This is a genomic window from Streptomyces sp. NPDC003379, assembly GCF_053589195.1.
Map to the genome: position 1 here is coordinate 222,477 of NZ_JBSFRK010000005.1, position 15,694 is coordinate 238,170.

12 protein-coding genes and 2 pseudogenes are annotated in these 15,694 nt (G+C 70.6%); 5 read left to right on the forward strand and 9 right to left on the reverse strand.

Annotation, left to right across the window (positions count from 1 at the left end; translation table 11 throughout):
* Positions 1 to 53 precede the first annotated feature (53 nt).
* Positions 54 to 1,397 carry a UDP-glucose dehydrogenase family protein gene (locus tag ACWDVB_RS07180; RefSeq protein ID WP_451518919.1) on the forward strand — a complete coding sequence of 448 codons (1,344 nt, stop codon included), beginning with the start codon at positions 54 to 56 and terminating at the stop codon, positions 1,395 to 1,397.
* Between the two features lie 37 nt (positions 1,398 to 1,434).
* On the opposite strand, the pseudogene ACWDVB_RS07185 reads toward ACWDVB_RS07180, so the two are convergent.
* The 3 genes and pseudogenes from ACWDVB_RS07185 to ACWDVB_RS07195 form a co-directional block, all read right to left on the reverse strand.
* Positions 1,435 to 1,992, reverse strand: a pseudogene (locus tag ACWDVB_RS07185) (sigma factor-like helix-turn-helix DNA-binding protein); the annotation flags it as partial.
* Positions 1,992 to 2,345: pseudogene (locus tag ACWDVB_RS07190) on the reverse strand (FAD-dependent oxidoreductase); the annotation flags it as partial. The pseudogenes ACWDVB_RS07190 and ACWDVB_RS07185, both read right to left, overlap by 1 nt.
* A 100-nt stretch (positions 2,346 to 2,445) precedes the next feature.
* Positions 2,446 to 2,970 (reverse strand): CGNR zinc finger domain-containing protein, encoded by a 525-nt coding sequence (locus ACWDVB_RS07195; protein ID WP_451518918.1) that lies wholly within the window; start codon positions 2,968 to 2,970, stop codon positions 2,446 to 2,448.
* 86 nt (positions 2,971 to 3,056) lie between these two features.
* On the opposite strand from ACWDVB_RS07195, the gene ACWDVB_RS07200 reads away from it, so the two are divergent.
* Positions 3,057 to 3,419, forward strand: coding sequence for a VOC family protein (locus ACWDVB_RS07200; protein WP_451518917.1), 363 nt, complete (start codon positions 3,057 to 3,059; stop codon positions 3,417 to 3,419).
* Positions 3,420 to 3,438: 19 nt separating this feature from the next.
* Positions 3,439 to 3,843: a VOC family protein gene (locus tag ACWDVB_RS07205; protein WP_451518916.1), complete on the forward strand. Its 405-nt coding sequence runs from the start codon at positions 3,439 to 3,441 to the stop codon at positions 3,841 to 3,843.
* Between the two features lie 6 nt (positions 3,844 to 3,849).
* On the opposite strand, the gene ACWDVB_RS07210 is transcribed toward ACWDVB_RS07205, so the two are convergent.
* Together ACWDVB_RS07210 and ACWDVB_RS07215 are read right to left on the reverse strand one after the other, a co-directional pair.
* Entirely contained in the window at positions 3,850 to 4,986 is a 1,137-nt protein-coding gene (locus ACWDVB_RS07210; RefSeq protein WP_451518915.1) for a dipeptidase, read from the reverse strand.
* Positions 4,987 to 5,113: 127 nt separating this feature from the next.
* Positions 5,114 to 6,460 carry an LCP family protein gene (locus ACWDVB_RS07215; protein WP_451518914.1) on the reverse strand — a complete coding sequence of 449 codons (1,347 nt, stop codon included), beginning with the start codon at positions 6,458 to 6,460 and terminating at the stop codon, positions 5,114 to 5,116.
* A 129-nt stretch (positions 6,461 to 6,589) separates the two neighbouring features.
* Here ACWDVB_RS07215 and ACWDVB_RS07220 point away from each other — a divergent pair, with 129 nt between their 5' ends.
* Complete coding sequence (locus ACWDVB_RS07220; protein ID WP_451518913.1) at positions 6,590 to 7,138, forward strand: acyl-CoA thioesterase; 549 nt, start codon at positions 6,590 to 6,592, stop codon at positions 7,136 to 7,138.
* A gap of 34 nt (positions 7,139 to 7,172) precedes the next feature.
* Here ACWDVB_RS07220 and ACWDVB_RS07225 read toward each other — a convergent pair whose 3' ends face one another.
* Positions 7,173 to 8,660 (reverse strand): LCP family protein, encoded by a 1,488-nt coding sequence (locus ACWDVB_RS07225; RefSeq protein ID WP_451518912.1) that lies wholly within the window; start codon positions 8,658 to 8,660, stop codon positions 7,173 to 7,175.
* Positions 8,661 to 8,812: 152 nt separating this feature from the next.
* On the opposite strand from ACWDVB_RS07225, the gene ACWDVB_RS07230 reads away from it, so the two are divergent.
* Entirely contained in the window at positions 8,813 to 9,850 is a 1,038-nt protein-coding gene (locus ACWDVB_RS07230) for a glycosyltransferase family 2 protein (RefSeq protein ID WP_451518911.1), read from the forward strand.
* 15 nt (positions 9,851 to 9,865) lie between these two features.
* Here ACWDVB_RS07230 and ACWDVB_RS07235 read toward each other — a convergent pair whose 3' ends face one another.
* From ACWDVB_RS07235 to ACWDVB_RS07245, 3 genes are all read right to left on the reverse strand, one after another.
* Positions 9,866 to 11,548 (reverse strand): LCP family protein, encoded by a 1,683-nt coding sequence (locus ACWDVB_RS07235; RefSeq protein WP_451518910.1) that lies wholly within the window; start codon positions 11,546 to 11,548, stop codon positions 9,866 to 9,868.
* A 124-nt stretch (positions 11,549 to 11,672) separates the two neighbouring features.
* Positions 11,673 to 13,442, reverse strand: coding sequence for an LCP family glycopolymer transferase (locus tag ACWDVB_RS07240; protein ID WP_451518909.1), 1,770 nt, complete (start codon positions 13,440 to 13,442; stop codon positions 11,673 to 11,675).
* 285 nt (positions 13,443 to 13,727) lie between these two features.
* Positions 13,728 to 15,029 carry an LCP family glycopolymer transferase gene (locus tag ACWDVB_RS07245; protein WP_451518908.1) on the reverse strand — a complete coding sequence of 434 codons (1,302 nt, stop codon included), beginning with the start codon at positions 15,027 to 15,029 and terminating at the stop codon, positions 13,728 to 13,730.
* Between the last annotated feature and the right edge of the window lie 665 nt (positions 15,030 to 15,694).

Consider the following 15,694-nt stretch of genomic DNA (forward strand, 5'->3'; position numbering starts at 1 on the left):
ATGCTCGGCAGCGCACCGCAGCCGTAAGCCCCGCAGACCCTCTGGAGCACCGCATGGCCCTCAAGATCACCGTGATCGGCACCGGCTATCTCGGCGCCACGCACGCCGCGGCCATGGCCGAACTCGGCTTCGAGGTCCTCGGTCTCGACGTCGTGCCCGAGAAGGTCGACATGCTCCAGCGGGGCGAGGTCCCCATGTACGAGCCCGGCCTCGAGGAGCTGCTGCGCAAGCACGTCGCGGGCATCGAGGGCTCCAGTGGGCGGCTGCGCTTCACCATGGACTGGGCGGAGGTCGCCGACTTCGGCGACGTCCACTTCATCTGCGTGAACACCCCGCAGAAGCACGGTGAGTACGCGTGCGACATGTCGTACGTCGATTCGGCGGTGGAGTCGCTGGCCAAGCACCTGCACAAGGCGGCTCTCGTCGTCGGCAAGTCCACCGTCCCGGTCGGCAGCGCGGACCGCCTCGCGGCCCGCATCCTGGAGCTCGCCCCCGCGGGCGGCGAGGTCGAGCTGGCGTGGAACCCGGAGTTCCTGCGGGAGGGCTTCGCCGTCCAGGACACGCTGCGCCCCGACCGGATCGTGGTCGGCGTACGCAGCGAGCGCGCCGAGAAGCTGCTGCGCGAGGTGTACGCGACGCCGGTCGGGGAGGGCTCGCCCTTCGTCGTCACCGACTTCCCGACGGCCGAACTGGTGAAGACCTCCGCCAACTCCTTCCTCGCCACGAAGATCTCCTTCATCAACGCCATGGCGGAGGTCTGCGAGGCCGCGGGCGGCGACGTCGTGAAGCTCGCGGAGGCGCTCGGGCACGACGACCGGATCGGCAAGAAGTTCCTGCGGGCCGGGATCGGCTTCGGCGGGGGCTGCCTGCCCAAGGACATCCGCGCGTTCATGGCGCGCGCCGGTGAACTCGGCGCGGACCAGGCCCTGACCTTCCTCCGCGAGATCGACTCCATCAACATGCGGCGGCGCGGCCAGATGGTCGAGATGGCGCGCGAGGCGCTGGGCGGCGGCTCCTTCCTCGGCAAGCGGGTCGCGGTGCTCGGCGCCACGTTCAAGCCGGACTCCGACGACGTCCGGGACTCCCCGGCGCTCAATGTCGCCGGGCAGATCCACCTCCAGGGCGGGCAGGTCACGGTCTACGACCCCAAGGGCATGGTGAACGCCCGTCGCCTCTTCCCCACCCTCGGGTACGCGGACACGGCGGTGGACGCGGTCCGCGGCGCGGACGTCGTCCTGCACCTCACGGAGTGGCGCGAGTTCCGCGAGCTGGATCCGGCGGCGCTCGCCTCCGTGACGGAGACCCCGGTCATCCTGGACGGCCGCAACGCGCTCGACCCCGAGGTCTGGCGGGCGGCGGGCTGGACCTACCGGGCGATGGGCAGGCCGTCGGCCTGACGGGGCCCTGTCCCGGCGCTTCGCGCCGGATCTCCGGTCATCGCAGGGTCAGCGGGGTGCGCGTCGCGACGCGCGCCAGCTTCTCCGGGTTGCGGACGTAGTAGAGGCCGGTGATGCGCTCGTCCTCGACGCGGACCGCCATGACGCCGTCCAGCTCGCCGTCGAGGCGTGCGAGGAGTGCCGGGCCGCCGTTGACCACGGTGGCCTCGCAGCTGACCGTGACCCCGGCCCGCGCGGAGCCGCCGAGGTGGAAGCGGGCCACCTTCTCGGCGCCGATGACCGGCCGCAGCGCGGCCCGCTTGACGCCGCCGCCGTCGCTCACGAGGACGACCTCCGGTGCGAGCACGCCGAGGAGATCCTGGAAGTCCCTGGTTTCGAGCGCGCGCTGGAACGCCTCAAGGGCCACCCGCCCCCTGCTCGGGGACACCGCCTGGCGCGGACGGCGGGCGTCCACGTGCCGGCGGGCGCGGTGGGCGATCTGGCGGACGGCTGCGGGGCTCTTGTCGACGGCGGCCGCGATCTCCTCGTACTCCACGTCGAAGACCTCGCGCGGCACGAAGACGGCGCGCTCGGTCGGCGACAGCGTTTCGAGGAGGCGAACTCGGCCGCGCCGGGCACGCGCGGATCGGCGCTGCCGCTGCCCACCGCGTAGATCAGACAGTCGTAGCCGACCGTGCCGCCGCCCGCCGGCGTCACGCCGCGGTCCGCCGCGTCGATCCGTGCGACGGTGTCGACCACCAGCCGGACGCCCTCGCCCAGGACCTCGGCGTAGTCGACGACCGCGTCGTCGGACCCGCCCACCATCTGGTGCAGGCGGATGCGGTGGACGAAGCTCGGGTGCGGGTTGATCAGCGTCACCGGCACGTCGCCGTGCCGGGTCAGACGGTTGGCCGCCATCACTCCGGCGTAACCGCCGCCGACCACGACCACATCGGTGTTCTCGCTCATGGTGTCTCCTCCGCTTCGAGGGGTTCGGCCACAAGACACCGGAGGATCGACCACTGTGACAGCTTGTGAGGCAGGCCACTTCGCGCCAGGCGCGATGAGGTCAGTTCGGCGGAGACGCCGCGGACATACGCGCGCGGTACGCCCGCATCTTGGCGCGCGCCCCGCACACCCCCATGTCGCACCACCGGCTCCGCCCGGCCGGGCTGCGGTCGTAATAGGCCCAGTGGCAGGTCGCCGCCTCGCACGCCTTGAGGCGGAGCCAGGTGCCGGACGTGAGCGCCTCGGCAATCGCCGAGGCCACCCGCGCGGTGAGCGCCGACGCGTCGGCGGGGGCGAGCGACGCCGCACCGGACGCGCCGTCCACCCGTACCAACAACGGCCCGGCCGCGAGGAGTTCGCTCAGATCCCGCACCGGCGCATGCGCCGGATGCCCGGCGTGGGCGAGGCACGCCGCCCGCAGGGACTCGCGGAGTTCACGCGCCGCGGCCACGTCCTTCGGGGCGAGCCCGAATACGTCCCGCCCCGCCTCGGTGTCCAGGCGGTCCGCGCCCGTCGCCAGATCGAGGGTGTTCACCAGCTCCTGGACCAGCGTGAGCCCTCCCGGCGCGGGCGCTCTGTCATTCATGGTTGCGACGTTACCCCTTCTACGGGAGTATGCAGTAACCGTTACTGGATGGGGCCGACCATCCGGTAATCAGCGTTGGAGGAACCATGGCTCTCGCCGAGCTCCGTGCCGTCGCCCTCGACTGCCGGGACCCGTTCGCCCTCGCGGAGTTCTACGCCGCGGTCATCGGCGGCACCCCCGTCCAGAGCGAGGACGACTGGGTCGTCCTCGAAGGCGACGCCGGCACGCCCCTGGCCTTCCAGAGGGCTCCCGGTCACGTACCGCCGAAGTGGCCCTCGTCCGACGGGTCGCAGCAGCTCCACCTGGACCTCACGGTGGAGGACATGGACGCCGTCGAGAAGGAGATCCTCGCGCTCGGCGCCACGGTCCTCGACGCCGCCGACCGCGACCGCAGCTGGCGGGTTTACGCCGATCCGGCCGGGCACCCGTTCTGCCTGTGTGTCGACTGAGCCCCGAGAAGGAGGAGTCATGACCGACCAGCACGACGCCGCCCCCATCGCCCGCCTGCACAACGTCGTCCTCGACTGCCCGCAACCCCGCGAACTCGCCGAGTTCTACGCCCGGATCATCGGCGGCACCATCGAGGACGACGGCGACTGGGTGGACCTCGTGGCCCCCGGCCGCGTCAAGGTCTCCTTCCAGCGGGTGACCGGACTGCGCCCGCCGGAGTGGCCGCGCTCGGACGTCAACGCCCAGCAGATCCACCTGGACCTCGACGCGGGCAGCACCGACGAGGAGATGGACGCCGCCCAGGCGAAGGTGCTCGCCCTCGGGGCGCGCCCCCTCGACCTGGACGACGACGGCGGCAAGCGCGACTTCCGTGTGTACGCCGATCCCGCCGGGCACCCGTTCTGCCTCTGCAAGATCCCCTGACGGAGCTCAGCCGTCCAGACGCTCTATCGTCGCCGTGGAAGGCGTCCTGCGCTCCCGCGCCGCCCGGGCCGTGAAGTCCGCGAGGCGCAGGATGCGCTGGACGTTGCCCCAGGTCAGCGCCGCCACATCGGCTTCCGGCCAGTCGCGTTCGAGGAGTTCGGTGATCAGCCGGGGATAGCTCGACGTGTCGGCGAGGCCCTCCGGGTGCGCCTCCGGAGTGTCGTACGTCCCCGAGAGGGCGACGCACTCCGGCCCCGCGACGCGGCGCACGTGCTCTAGGTGGTCCGCCACATCGCGGACGGAAGAACCGCTCCGCTCGGCGGTCAGCGGCACCATGCACAGGCCCTTGGCGGCGCCCACTTCGGCGAGCAGGTCGTCCGGGAGGTTGTCGGGGTGGTCGTGCGCGGCGAGGGCCCCGGAGCGCGTGAACACGACGGGCGCCTTGGAGATGGAGAGCACCCGCCGCACCGTCGCCTCGGACGCGCCGGACAGGTCCGCGATGACCCCGAGCCGGTTCATCTCCCGCACGACCTCCTCACCGAACGAGGTCAGCCCGCCGGGGCCCGCCCACGTCGTACCGCAGAGGGAGACCGCGCACAGGCCCAGGCTGCGCAGCGCGCGCAACGTGGCCAGGGAGTCGCCGAGCGCGGCGCCGCGGGCGGGGCCGATCAGCGTGGCGATGCGGCCGCAGTTGCGGGCGTCGGTGACCTCCGAGGCGTCGCGGGCGAGCCGCAGCGCCTGGGGGTGGGCGCCGACGACGTGCTTCACCAGGTCGATCTGTTCCAGCGTCGCCCGCATGATCCGGTCGGCGCTCAGCCACTCGGGCACGTACACCGACCAGAACTGCGCCCCGACCCCTCCGGCGCGCAGCCGCGGCAGGTCGCTCTCCAGGCCGCTGTCGCCCGTCTCGAAGTCGTACCAGGGCAGATCTTGCAGCGCTTCCGGCAGACCGCTGTACCCGTCGGCGACGGGATGCTCGGTGAGCATGGCGCGGGCCCGGGCGAAGGGGTCCTCGGCCCACGGGGGGCCGGTATCGGAGCCGGGCGCGGGACGCGGCTCGGCATGGGGGTCGTCCGGGCCGGGTGACTGGTCGAGCTTCCCGGCCTCGGCGGTCGTGTTGATCTCGTCCTGCAGGTCTGCCATGGCAGGGCCTCCGGACATCGGGGGTGGCAGCAGTTCGGACCACCGTGACATGCCGGAGCCGGAGGGTCGCGACGAGCGGGCCGTTCGGGGTACGAGGAGGACGTACGACGGACCGCTCGGGGCAGTGTCAGTTGCCGGAGACCGTGACCTTCTCGTCGTTGTTCAGCTCATTGACCAGCTGCTTGACCTTGGTCTTGTCCCAGAGGAGGTTGCTGCCCGTCGTACCGGCGAGCGGCATGTTCATGGACTTGCCGTCGCCGCCGGTGACGCCCTTCATCGCCCAGAACATGGACGCCACGTCCATCAGGCCCATGTCCTTGTCGACGATCAGCGTGTCCAGGCCGGCGCCCATCGTGGGGTAGAGCTTGAACGGATTCATGACCGTGCCGGGCGTCGCCGCCTGGTTGGCGAGGGCCGCGAGGAACTTCTGCTGGTTCTTCGTACGGTCCAGGTCGCTGCCCGGCAGCGCGTACCGCGTACGGACGAAGGCGAGCGCCTGTTCGCCGTTCAGGGTCTGCTTGCCCTCCTCGAAGTCGGCGCCGGACTTCTTGTCCTTGAAGCCCTTGGGGATGTCCATCTCCACGCCGCCGACCGCGTCCACGATCTCGGCGAAGCCGCCGAAGCCGATCTCGGCGTAGTGGTCGATGCGCAGGCCGGTGTTGTACTCGACGGTCCGTACGAGAAGCTCGGGGCCGTCCTCCGCGTACGCGGCGTTCAGCTTCACCTGGCGGCCCTGGTTCGGGTAGAGCTTGCCGGACTCCGCGCCCTTGAAGGAGGGGATCGTGACGTTCGAGTCGCGGGGCAGCGAGATCATCGTGTTCCCGCCGTCGTCCGCGACGTGCAGGATCATCATCGAGTCCGTGCGCTTGCCGTCGGCCGAGCCCGTGTGGAGCTTCTTCTTCTCCTCGTCGGACATGCCCTCGCGGCTGTCGGAGCCCACGATCAGGTAGTTCGTGCCCGCGCCGCCCTCGGGCCGCTCGATGACCTTGGAGAGGTCGACCTCGCGCTTGAGCTTGCCGTCCGCCCAGAAGTACGTCGCCACGGACGTCACGAGCAGCACGGATACGAGGGTGATCGAGCCGATCTTGATGCGGCGCCGCCAGTTCGGCGCGGGGCGCGCGGCGCGCGGCGGCTGTCCGTCGCCGCCCCGGCCGGCGTCGCCGCCGGCGGCCGCGGGCTGGCCGTAGACCTGGCCGGTGTTGTAGCCGCTGTCGTAGCCCTGCCCGTACGCGGCCTGGCGCGGGGTGCGCGGCTCGAAGACCTGGTCGCGGGCGTCGCCGTACGGCTGCCCGTCGCCGTACTGGTCGTCGTAACCGTCGCCGTACGCGGGCTGCTGCGGGACACCGCCCGGCGGCGGTCCCGCGGGGGCGCCGCGCTGGACGTGGCGCATCACGCGGGCGCCGTCGGGCTGGGGGTTCCCGCTGCCGCCGCCGTAACCACGGCCGCCCGCCTGATCGTCTCGCCAATCGCTCATGTGGCCCAGTGTGCAGTGCCGGACGGCGCCGCATACAGGGAGGTCGAGAATTCGGGCCAGGGCTGTTGCAGAGCTGATGCAAAGCGGCCGGGGAAGGCTCGCTCATACGTCCGGCATAGGGTGGAGGGCATGACAGATCAGGCCCCCAGTTCCGAATCGGAGATTCGGGGCAAGCCGACCTCGGCGTCCCGCACCACGCTCAGCCACATCATGACCCACAACGACACCAACCTCCTCGGCACGGTGCACGGCGGCGTGATCATGAAACTGGTCGACGACGCGGCGGGGGCGGTCGCCGGGCGCCACTCGGGCGGGCCCGCGGTCACCGCGTCCATGGACGAGATGGTCTTCCTGGAGCCGGTCCGCGTCGGAGACCTCGTACATGTGAAGGCCCAGGTGAACTGGACCGGCCGCAGCTCCATGGAGGTCGGCGTCCGCGTCCTTGCCGAGCGCTGGAACGAGTCGACGCCCGCACAGCAGGTCGGCTCCGCCTACCTCGTCTTCGCCGCGGTGGACGCGGACGGCAAGCCCCGCACGGTCCCGCCGGTCCTCCCGGAGACGGACCGCGACCGCCGCCGCCACCAGGAGGCGCAGATCCGCCGCACACACCGGCTCGCCCGCCGCCGGGCGATCAAGGAGCTGCGCGAGGCGCGGGCGGCAGAGGGCTTCGACGACTGAAGCCCCTCAAGACGGGCCCACGGAGGCTACGCGGCTACGGACACACCACCTGGTCCCCCGTCACCGCTCCGAACTCCCCTTGGAGCTCGTCCTCCGCCCGCACCGTCCGCACCCCCTTGAAGTCCGTCCCCGCGATCACCTTCAGCGTCGCCCCCTGCCCGTTGACCATGCGCAGCTCGCAGCCCGGCAGAGCCGTCGCGAGGGTCCTCGCGGAGCGGTCCCAGCGGGGGTCGTAGGTGACGACGGTCCGCTTGGCGGGCGCCGTCAGCGAGTTCGGCGCGTTCCCCGGCACCCCCGTCGTGTTGAACCCGGTGGCCCGCAGCTCCGTGTCGACGCGCTTCCCGAGCCCCGGCACCCCCGTCCCGTTGTCCACCTGCACCTGGATCTGCTGGGGCGAGACGTCGACCAGCGCGGCCTTGGACTTGCCCTTGTGCGAGGCGAGGGGCCGGTCCTCGCGCAGCGTCTTGAACAGCTTCACCGACTTCGTCGGATGCCACTTCAGCGTCGAGCCGATGCCCGGCAGGTTCTGCGCCTCGGTGCTCAGCGGCACGGTCGTGAACTCCGACGACGACGGTGAGAAGCCCCGCATCGCCTGCCCGAGGCCCAGCATGTCGCTCGTACCGAAGCCGTTGTCCGCCCGGACCGAGCCGAGCAGCGTGTGCGTCACGTCACGGAACTTGACCGGGTTCAGCAGGACGCCGGTGCTGGTCGCCTTCGCGATGAGCGCCGCGAGGAACCGCTGCTGGCGCTGCATGCGGCCGAGGTCGGAGGCCCCGTCGACGTACCGCGAACGCACGTACTGGAGCGCCTCGCCGCCGTTCATCGCGTGTGTGCCGATCGCCAGGTTCAGGCCGGTGTGCGAGTCCATCAGGGGCCTGGCCGTGCAGATCTCCACTCCGCCGACCACGTCCACGGTCTTGATGAAGCTGGTGAAGTCGACCTCCAGATAGTGGTCGATCTTGACCTTCGTCATGTGCTCGACGGTCCGCACCGTGAGGTTCGGCCCGCCCTCCGCGTACGCCGCGTTGATCTTGTTGGGGTGCGCGCTGTGCTTCTCGCCGGTGGCCTGGTCGGTGTGCGCGGGCAGCACCGCGTACGAGTCGCGGGGCAGGCTCACGACGCTGGCGCGGTCCCTCGCCTCCGAGATGTGCACGATCATGATCGTGTCGGTGCAGTGGCAGGGCGCGCCGCCGAGGCGGTACTTCTGCTTCTCCTCGGGGGTGATCTTGTCGCGGCCGTCGGTGCCGACGAGCAGGACGTTCATGCCGTTGCCCGAAGCGGGCCGGTTCTTCATGTCCTTGAAGGCGTCGACCCGCCTGATCTCGGTGTCGAGGCTGGTGACCACGGAGTGCCCGATGCCGGCCGCGGCGAGCACCGCGACGGAGCACGCGATCGCGGCCCGCATGGCCCAGCCCGTCCGCCGCTCGCCCTGCTCGCCCGGCGTGGGTGCGGGCGGTCTCTGACCCTGCGGAGGCGGCGGGGGGAGCGGCGGGGGAGTGGGGAGGCGGGGCGGTGTGGGCACGTGGGGGACACCTCCGCGGAGACGGACGTTGGCTGTGGGCGGGCGCGGGCGTGGGGGCTTCCGAGAAACGTAAGCCCATACGAAATGCGGCCCGGGGTAGCGACCCGGACGGCGCGCGCCCGTGTCCCCCATTCGCGGTAACGTGACGCGTGATGAACGCGAAGTCTGAGGTGCACCCTCCCGCCGTGTCCGTGATCATGCCCGTCCTCAACGAGGAACGGCATCTGCGTGAGGCCGTCCACGCGATCCTGCGCCAGGAGTACGCGGGTGAGATGGAGGTCGTCGTCGCGCTCGGCCCCTCCACCGACCGCACGGACGAGATCGCCGCGGAGCTGGTCAGGGAAGACCCCAGGGTGCGCACGGTCCCCAACCCCACGGGGCGTACGCCGGCGGCGCTGAACGCCGCGATCAAGGCGTCCCGTCACCCGATCGTGGTACGCGTGGACGGCCACGCCGCGCTCTCGCCGGGCTACATCACGACCGCCGTCCGCCTCCTGGAGGAGACCGGCGCGATGAACGTCGGCGGCATCATGCACGCCGAGGGCCAGAACGACTGGGAGTACGCGGTCGCCGCCGCCATGACGTCGAAGATCGGCGTGGGCAACGCCGCCTTCCACACCGGCGGCGACGCCCAGCAGGCCGAGACGGTCTACCTCGGCGTCTTCCGGCGCGAGGCCCTGGAGCAACAGGGCGGCTACAACGAAGAGTTCATCCGCGCCCAGGACTGGGAGCTGAACTTCCGCATCCGCGAGGCCGGCGGCATGATCTGGTTCTCGCCCGAGCTGAAGGTCTCCTACCGCCCGCGGCCCAGCGTGAAGGCGCTCGCCAAGCAGTACAAGGACTACGGCCGCTGGCGCCACGTCGTCGCCCGCTACCACGAGGGCTCCATCAACCTCCGCTACCTCGCGCCGCCGACCGCGGTCTGCGCGATAGCGGCGGGCATCGTGGTCGGCGCGGTGCTCACACCGTGGGGCTTCGTGATCCCCGGCGGCTACCTCGCGGCGATCGTCGCGGGCTCCCTGCCCGCGGGCAGGGGCCTGCCGCTGAAGGCACGGCTCCGGATCCCGGTGGCGCTCGCGACCATGCACATGTCGTGGGGCTGGGGCTTCCTCACCAGCCCGCGCTCGCTGGCCAGGAAGGTCATCGCCTCGCGCCGCCCGGCCGTCCTGGGGGAGACCCAGGAGGCCTGACGGCCCGCGAGGCGGCTACCAGGAGAAGTCAGGGTCCACCTTCATGCACGCCTTCTTGTCGGACCCGCTGAGCGCGTCCGCCGAATCCGGCGTCCTGTCGTCCTTCTTCTTCGCCTTGGGCGGGGCGGCGCCCTCGCGCCAGTCGGCGCCGACGACCAGGGTGACCCCGGAGACGTCCGTCGACTTCTTCGCCGAACTCAGCGGAAGGCCCAGCGACTTGGCGACCCGCTGGGCATCGCCCTCCAGTTCGACGCTGGGATAGCGGATGACCGTCTTCCCCTCGGTAAGGACCGTCGTCGTGTCCGGCGTCGCCTTCTTGAAGCCCTTGCCCGCGAGGAGTTGCGCCACCGTGTTCGCCCGGCCGGAGATCGGGGGCTCCGTGGCGGTCCGGGTGCCGTTCTGGACCTGGATCGCGATCTGGTCGTCAGCGGCCGCCGGATCGTCCGAAGGCTTCTCCTTGGCGGGCTTCTTCTTGCCCTTTCCGTCCAGCGCGATGTCGTCGCGTACGAGGCGGAAGAGCTGCTCGGCGTCGCCGGGCTTGGGGATGACGCGGGCGCCGACGTACTCGAAGGGCATGGTCGTCATCGTCGTACGGGACGGGGAGACCTTCTTCAGCTCGTTGCCGAGGTCGTACAGCTTCTTGATGCTGCCGAGGCCGTCGTCGACCTTCAGCGCGCTCGTGGCCTCCTCGGCGAGCTTGCGCAGCTGGTTGGGGCTGGTCAGGCCGGTGTTCTCGCGGAGCTTGCGGACCAGCGCGTTCATGTACATGTGCTGGGCCTTGGCGCGGCTGATGTCGGTGCCGCCCTCGAAGCCGTAGCGGGTGCGCAGCCACTGCAGGGCCTGCTCGCCCTTGACCTCCGTGGTGCCCTTCTTCAGCTTCAGGCCGGAGCCGTGGCCCTGGCTGTCGCGCGAGTGGATGTTCTTGTCCACGCAGACCGGTACGCCGCCGATGGCGTCGGCCATGGAGACCACACCCGCGAAGTCGACCATCATGAAGTGGTCGATGTGGATGTTGGTGAGCTTCTCCCAGGTCGCGACCGTGCAGCCGGGGCCGCCGCGGCCGAGGGACTCGTTCGTCATGTTCCGCGGGCCGGTCTCCTCGTAGACCTTGCCGTCGTCCGGGTCCGTGCACTTGGGGATCTGGAGAAGGGTGTCGCGCGGCATGCTGACCACCGACATGTTGGTGCGGTCGGCCGAGAGGTGCAGCAGCATCTGGACGTCCGCGAGCGGCGGGGAGCCGAAGGTGTCCTTGGCGCCGCCGAGCTTCTGGTTCGCCTTGGAGTCCCGCGCGTCCGAGCCGATGAGCAGGATGTTCAGCGGGGTCTGTCCGGCGGCGTTGGGCGTGGGCTCGGGGGCCCGGTGCTCGCCGAGGTTCAGGTCGTCCGTCTCGAGGTTGCCGTTGAGGTGCTGGTAGTAGAGGTAACCGGCGCCGGCCGTGCCGAGTATCAGTACGGACAGGAGCGTCGCCGACCAGCGCAGGACGCGGCGCTTGCGGCGCGGCGGGCGCCCGCCGCGGCCCGAGCCCGGCCGGCGCCGGTGGCCGGGGGGCCGTCCGCTGCCTCTGGAGGGCGCGGCGGTGCCTGCCGACGGCTTCCCGGGGCGCGCCTCGTCCTGGTGCGGGCCGTCGTCCCAGCCGTGATCACTGGCGTGCGGAGCGCGTTGTCGCGCCCCCTCCTTACGCACGCTGTTCTGCCTCATCCCCAGCCCCTCCCCGCCCCGTTCCCGAACTGCGGCCGCTCCGCGACGCCTTGGTGCACTCCTCGGCGCATGTCCTCGGCGCATGTCCTTGGCGCATTGTTAGACGCGAAACGACCGCTTCAGGTCACTTGGCACACACAGTCTTGTCGGCTTCGACTTTCTGGATCCCGTCCGGCGCCTTCGACGGCGGGGCGATGGGCACCCCCGCGCCCTCGAAGTCGCCGCCGAGCGTCAGCTTCATGGTCGGGAGCCCCTGTGCGTTCTTCGCGCTCTTGCCCGGCTTCAGGGCGGAGGCGGGCAGACCCATGATGTCGGCGAGCCGACGGGCCTGGTCCGCCTGGCTCGGGCCGTACTCCAGCGACGTCTTCTTGATGCCGCCGGGCGCGTTCCCCAGTTGGCTGGACTTGAGTACGCCCTCAGTGTTCTGCAGCCAGGTGAGAGTTTTCTGAGCGGCGCCGGTCTTGCCGCTGCCGTTGTAGATGTCGACCCGTACGTCGGAGGGGTCGGCCTTGGGGCCCTTGAGGCGGGCGGCCACCGCGGCCTTCTCCTTCTTCGCCTTCTTCTTCACCTCGGTCAGCGACTTGTCGGCCCGCAACATCGCGAAGAGCGGGTCGGCCTTGGCCGGGTCGGGCACGACCGTGATGGGGACCTTCTCGGCGGGGTTGTCCTTGACCGGCAGCGTGGCGAAGGTCAGGTTCTTCATGTCGAGCTTGCCGAGCTCCATGCCGAGGTCACGGAGCCTCATGATGTCCGCGATGTTGGAGTCGACGGTGAGGGCCTTGGTGCCGGCCTCCGCCAGGTCGATCATCTTCTTCGGGTTGGTGAGCGTGTCGTTCGACTTCAGCTTGCGCATCAGCGCGCTGAGGAACTGCTGCTGGAGCTCGATGCGGCTCAGGTCGCCGCCGTTGCCCACGGCATGGCGCGTACGCACGTAAGCGAGCGCCTTCTCGCCCTCGATCGTGTGCTTGCCCTTGGACAGCTTCAGATGCGACTTGGGGTCGTCGATGTCCTTGGCGAGACAGACGTCCACGCCGCCGACCGCGCTGGAGAGCGTCTTGACCGCGTTGAAGTCGGCCACCATGAAGTGGTCGGGCGTGATCCCGGTGATCGCCTTGACCGTACGCATCGTGCAGCTCGGCGTGCGGTCGCTCTGGCCGAGGCTCTCGTTGAAGCGGACGTTCTCCGTTCCCGGGATGTTCTTCTTGCTGCCGTCCTCCATCGTGGTGGGGCAGTCCGGGATGTCCGTGATCATGTCGCGCGGGATGCTCAGCGCGGTCGCGTTCGTACGGTCCTTGGAGACGTGCAGCAGGATCGTGGTGTCCGCGTGGCCGAGGCTGCCCTCGTCACCGTAGCCCTTGTTGCCGTCGCCGCTGCGCTTGTCGGTGCCGACCACCAGGATGTTGATGGCCCGGTCCTTGCTGAAGCCGCCGGTGCCCGCGCCGTCGTCGTCGATCGACGTGATGTTGTCGTTGAGGTGCTGGTAGTAGAGATAACCGCCGACACAGCCCGTGACCAGCAGGAACGCCAGCGTGCCGCCGGTCCACACCAGGACCTTCTTGCCCGCCGACTTCTTCGGCTTCTGCTTGCGCCTGCCGCCTGTCGCCGCCTCCGGCTCCTTGCCCCGGCGCCTGCGCTGCCCCGGCACCTCGCGGCGCTCGTCGCGCTCACCCTGGCGCGGGCGGTCGCGGTCGCCCTGACGGGGGCGCTCACGGTCGCGGCCCGGCGCGGAACGGCCGCGGCCCGACTGGCGTCCCGCGCCTCTACGCGGTCCGGGAACCGTCGACGGTCCTTGCCCTGCGGAAGGGCTCAGTCGCAGTTCGTAGTCGCCGGTGTCCGGGTTGAGCACCCACTGGTCCGCGGGGTCAATGTTCTCCGCCCGCCCGTCTCCCGCCACCGCCCTTTCAGAGAAGTCGCTTCGCTCTCCCCTGTTGGGCCCACGGCCTTGCGCGTCCACGGTTGTCTGCGTCCTCCGTCGGGGCCACGCGGCGCCTTACCCCCTCAAGAAGGCGCTCGGTCAGTCGTTCCAACGGTGCGTGGCCGAAAGGGCCCGGCGCACCGGATCGCTCACACTATCCGCCCAGTTCAGCGCCGGACGACGCCGGTGACAAATTCCACTCCCCTACAACTGGGCAATCCGCCCCATTTCTTAGTCGAAGGCGGTCTTCCCTTGGGGATCGTTTTACTCGCAGGCGGTCTCCGCGGCGGTGTTGCCCCGGAATGTCGGCGCGGGTGACGGCGTATGTGAAGGATCATCCGGCTTCCCGTCACTGCCGTACTCGCCCGACTCGCCCGACTCGCCAGATTCCTCCCCGACCTTTTCCCCGGCCTCCTCCCCGGCCTCCTCCCCGGGCTTCTCCGGGATGACCGCGACCGGGCTGTCGGCGCGCAGGTGCGTGAAGAGCTGCTCCGCCGCCGGTTCGACCAGTTCGTCGCGGTTCGTGTCGTAGACGTACGACTGTCGGGGAACCGTGAGGAACTGCACGCGTTCCGTGGGGATATTGCGCATGCCGCGCACCAGTTCGTACAGACCGCGCAGACTGGCAAGCGCGGGGTCGGTCGTCAGCGAGGAAGTCGCCGCGTCCAGCACGGGGTAGAGCTTCGCCGGATTGAGCAGGACGTCATTGCTCTGCACCTTGTTGACGAGCGCGCCGAGAAACTCCTGCTGGCGGTCCATCCGCTCGGTGTCGCTGCCATTGCCGAGGCTCTTGCGGGCGCGTACGTAACCCAGTGCCTGTTCGCCGTCCAGAGTCCGCACACCGGGGGCGAGCCGCACATGGGCGTCGTCGTCGTCGATCGGGGCCTTGAGACAGACCTGTACGCCGTCGACCGCGTCGACCATGTCCCTGAACCCCGCGAAGTCCACGACCATGTGGTGGTCGACGCGGATTCCGGTGAGCTTCTCGACGGTACGAATCGTGCAGGCCGTCCCGCCGACTTCGTACGCCCAATTGAACTGGGCGAATTGTGCCCGCGTGCGCGACCCGTCCGGTCTGCGGCACCCGGGAATGTCCACCATCAGATCGCGCGGGATGGACACGGCGGTCGCGCTCTGCCGGTCGGCGGCCAGATGCAGCAGGATGGTGGTGTCGGAGCGCTGGGTCCCAGGATCTCGGCCGTACTTCCTGTTCTCCGGGCCGGCACGGGTGTCGGAGCCGATGAGCAGAATATTCTGGGCATCGTGCACCAGCGGGGTCGGCCGCTCCTCCTCATAGCGCTCAAGCTCGGCGGCGGCGCCGGTGTCCTTGGTGATGTTGCCGTTGAGCTTCTGGTACGCCGCCCATCCCACGCCGCCCGCGGCGAGCACCACCACGGCGACCGTGAGGGCGATGCCACGCAGCCACCGGTGCCTGCGCCGCACGGCGCCCACCCCGGTGGGGCTGGCTCCCGTCCCGGGCCCGTACGCCCCCTTCAGCCCGGACGCGCCCCCTTCAGCCCCCGTCGTCTCATCCGCCCCGAAAGGCGCACCCGCGGTGTCGGTCACGTGTACGTCCACCCCTCACGGCTGCGTCGGTGCATGGCGTCATCCCTTACGACCATGGACCGCCCCGCCGCCGGGGGCCTCTGGACCAGCTCCCCGCATAGCCCAAACGGGCGACACCCGACAGCGGCACCGATGCCTCGGACGAGACACCCACTGGCGATGCGGGGAGAGCCTGTGGGGGTGCGGGGACACTCAGTGGGCGGTGCGGGGGGCTCCGCTGGGGGCGCGGGGAACGGCGCGATCAGCCACGATGGTCCCGCGGGGGAAGGGCCGGGACGGCACTCCCCGGGCGGTGCGGAGGTGCCGGTAGGGGCGCGGGGAACTGCGCGACCAGCCACGATGGTCCCGCGGGGGAAGACCGGGGACGGCACTCCGGTGGGGCACTGACTGGGCGGTGCGGGAGGTTCCGTCAGGGGCGCGGGGAACGGCGCGATCAGCCACGATGGTCCCGCGGGGGAAGACCGGGGACGGCACTCCGGTGGGGCACTGACTGGGCGGTGCGGGAGGCTCCGCTGGGGGCGCGGGGAACTGCGCGATCAGCCACGACGGACCCGCGGGGGAAGAGCCGGGACGGCACTCCGGTGGGGCACTGACTGGGCGGTGCGGGAGGCTCCACTGGGGGCGCGGGGAACTGCGCGACCAGCCACGACGGACCCGCAGGGAAA

Excerpts from the sequence above, each read along its gene's own strand:
- ACWDVB_RS07180 (WP_451518919.1), top strand. The coding sequence starts at position 54 with ATGGCCCTCAAGATCACCGTGATCGGCACCGGCTATCTCGGCGCCACG.
- ACWDVB_RS07195 (WP_451518918.1), bottom strand. The coding sequence starts at position 2,970 with ATGAATGACAGAGCGCCCGCGCCGGGAGGGCTCACGCTGGTCCAGGAG.
- ACWDVB_RS07200 (WP_451518917.1), top strand. The coding sequence starts at position 3,057 with ATGGCTCTCGCCGAGCTCCGTGCCGTCGCCCTCGACTGCCGGGACCCG.
- ACWDVB_RS07205 (WP_451518916.1), top strand. The coding sequence starts at position 3,439 with ATGACCGACCAGCACGACGCCGCCCCCATCGCCCGCCTGCACAACGTC.
- ACWDVB_RS07210 (WP_451518915.1), bottom strand. The coding sequence starts at position 4,986 with ATGGCAGACCTGCAGGACGAGATCAACACGACCGCCGAGGCCGGGAAG.
- ACWDVB_RS07215 (WP_451518914.1), bottom strand. The coding sequence starts at position 6,460 with ATGAGCGATTGGCGAGACGATCAGGCGGGCGGCCGTGGTTACGGCGGC.
- ACWDVB_RS07220 (WP_451518913.1), top strand. The coding sequence starts at position 6,590 with ATGACAGATCAGGCCCCCAGTTCCGAATCGGAGATTCGGGGCAAGCCG.
- ACWDVB_RS07230 (WP_451518911.1), top strand. The coding sequence starts at position 8,813 with ATGAACGCGAAGTCTGAGGTGCACCCTCCCGCCGTGTCCGTGATCATG.
- ACWDVB_RS07235 (WP_451518910.1), bottom strand. The coding sequence starts at position 11,548 with ATGAGGCAGAACAGCGTGCGTAAGGAGGGGGCGCGACAACGCGCTCCG.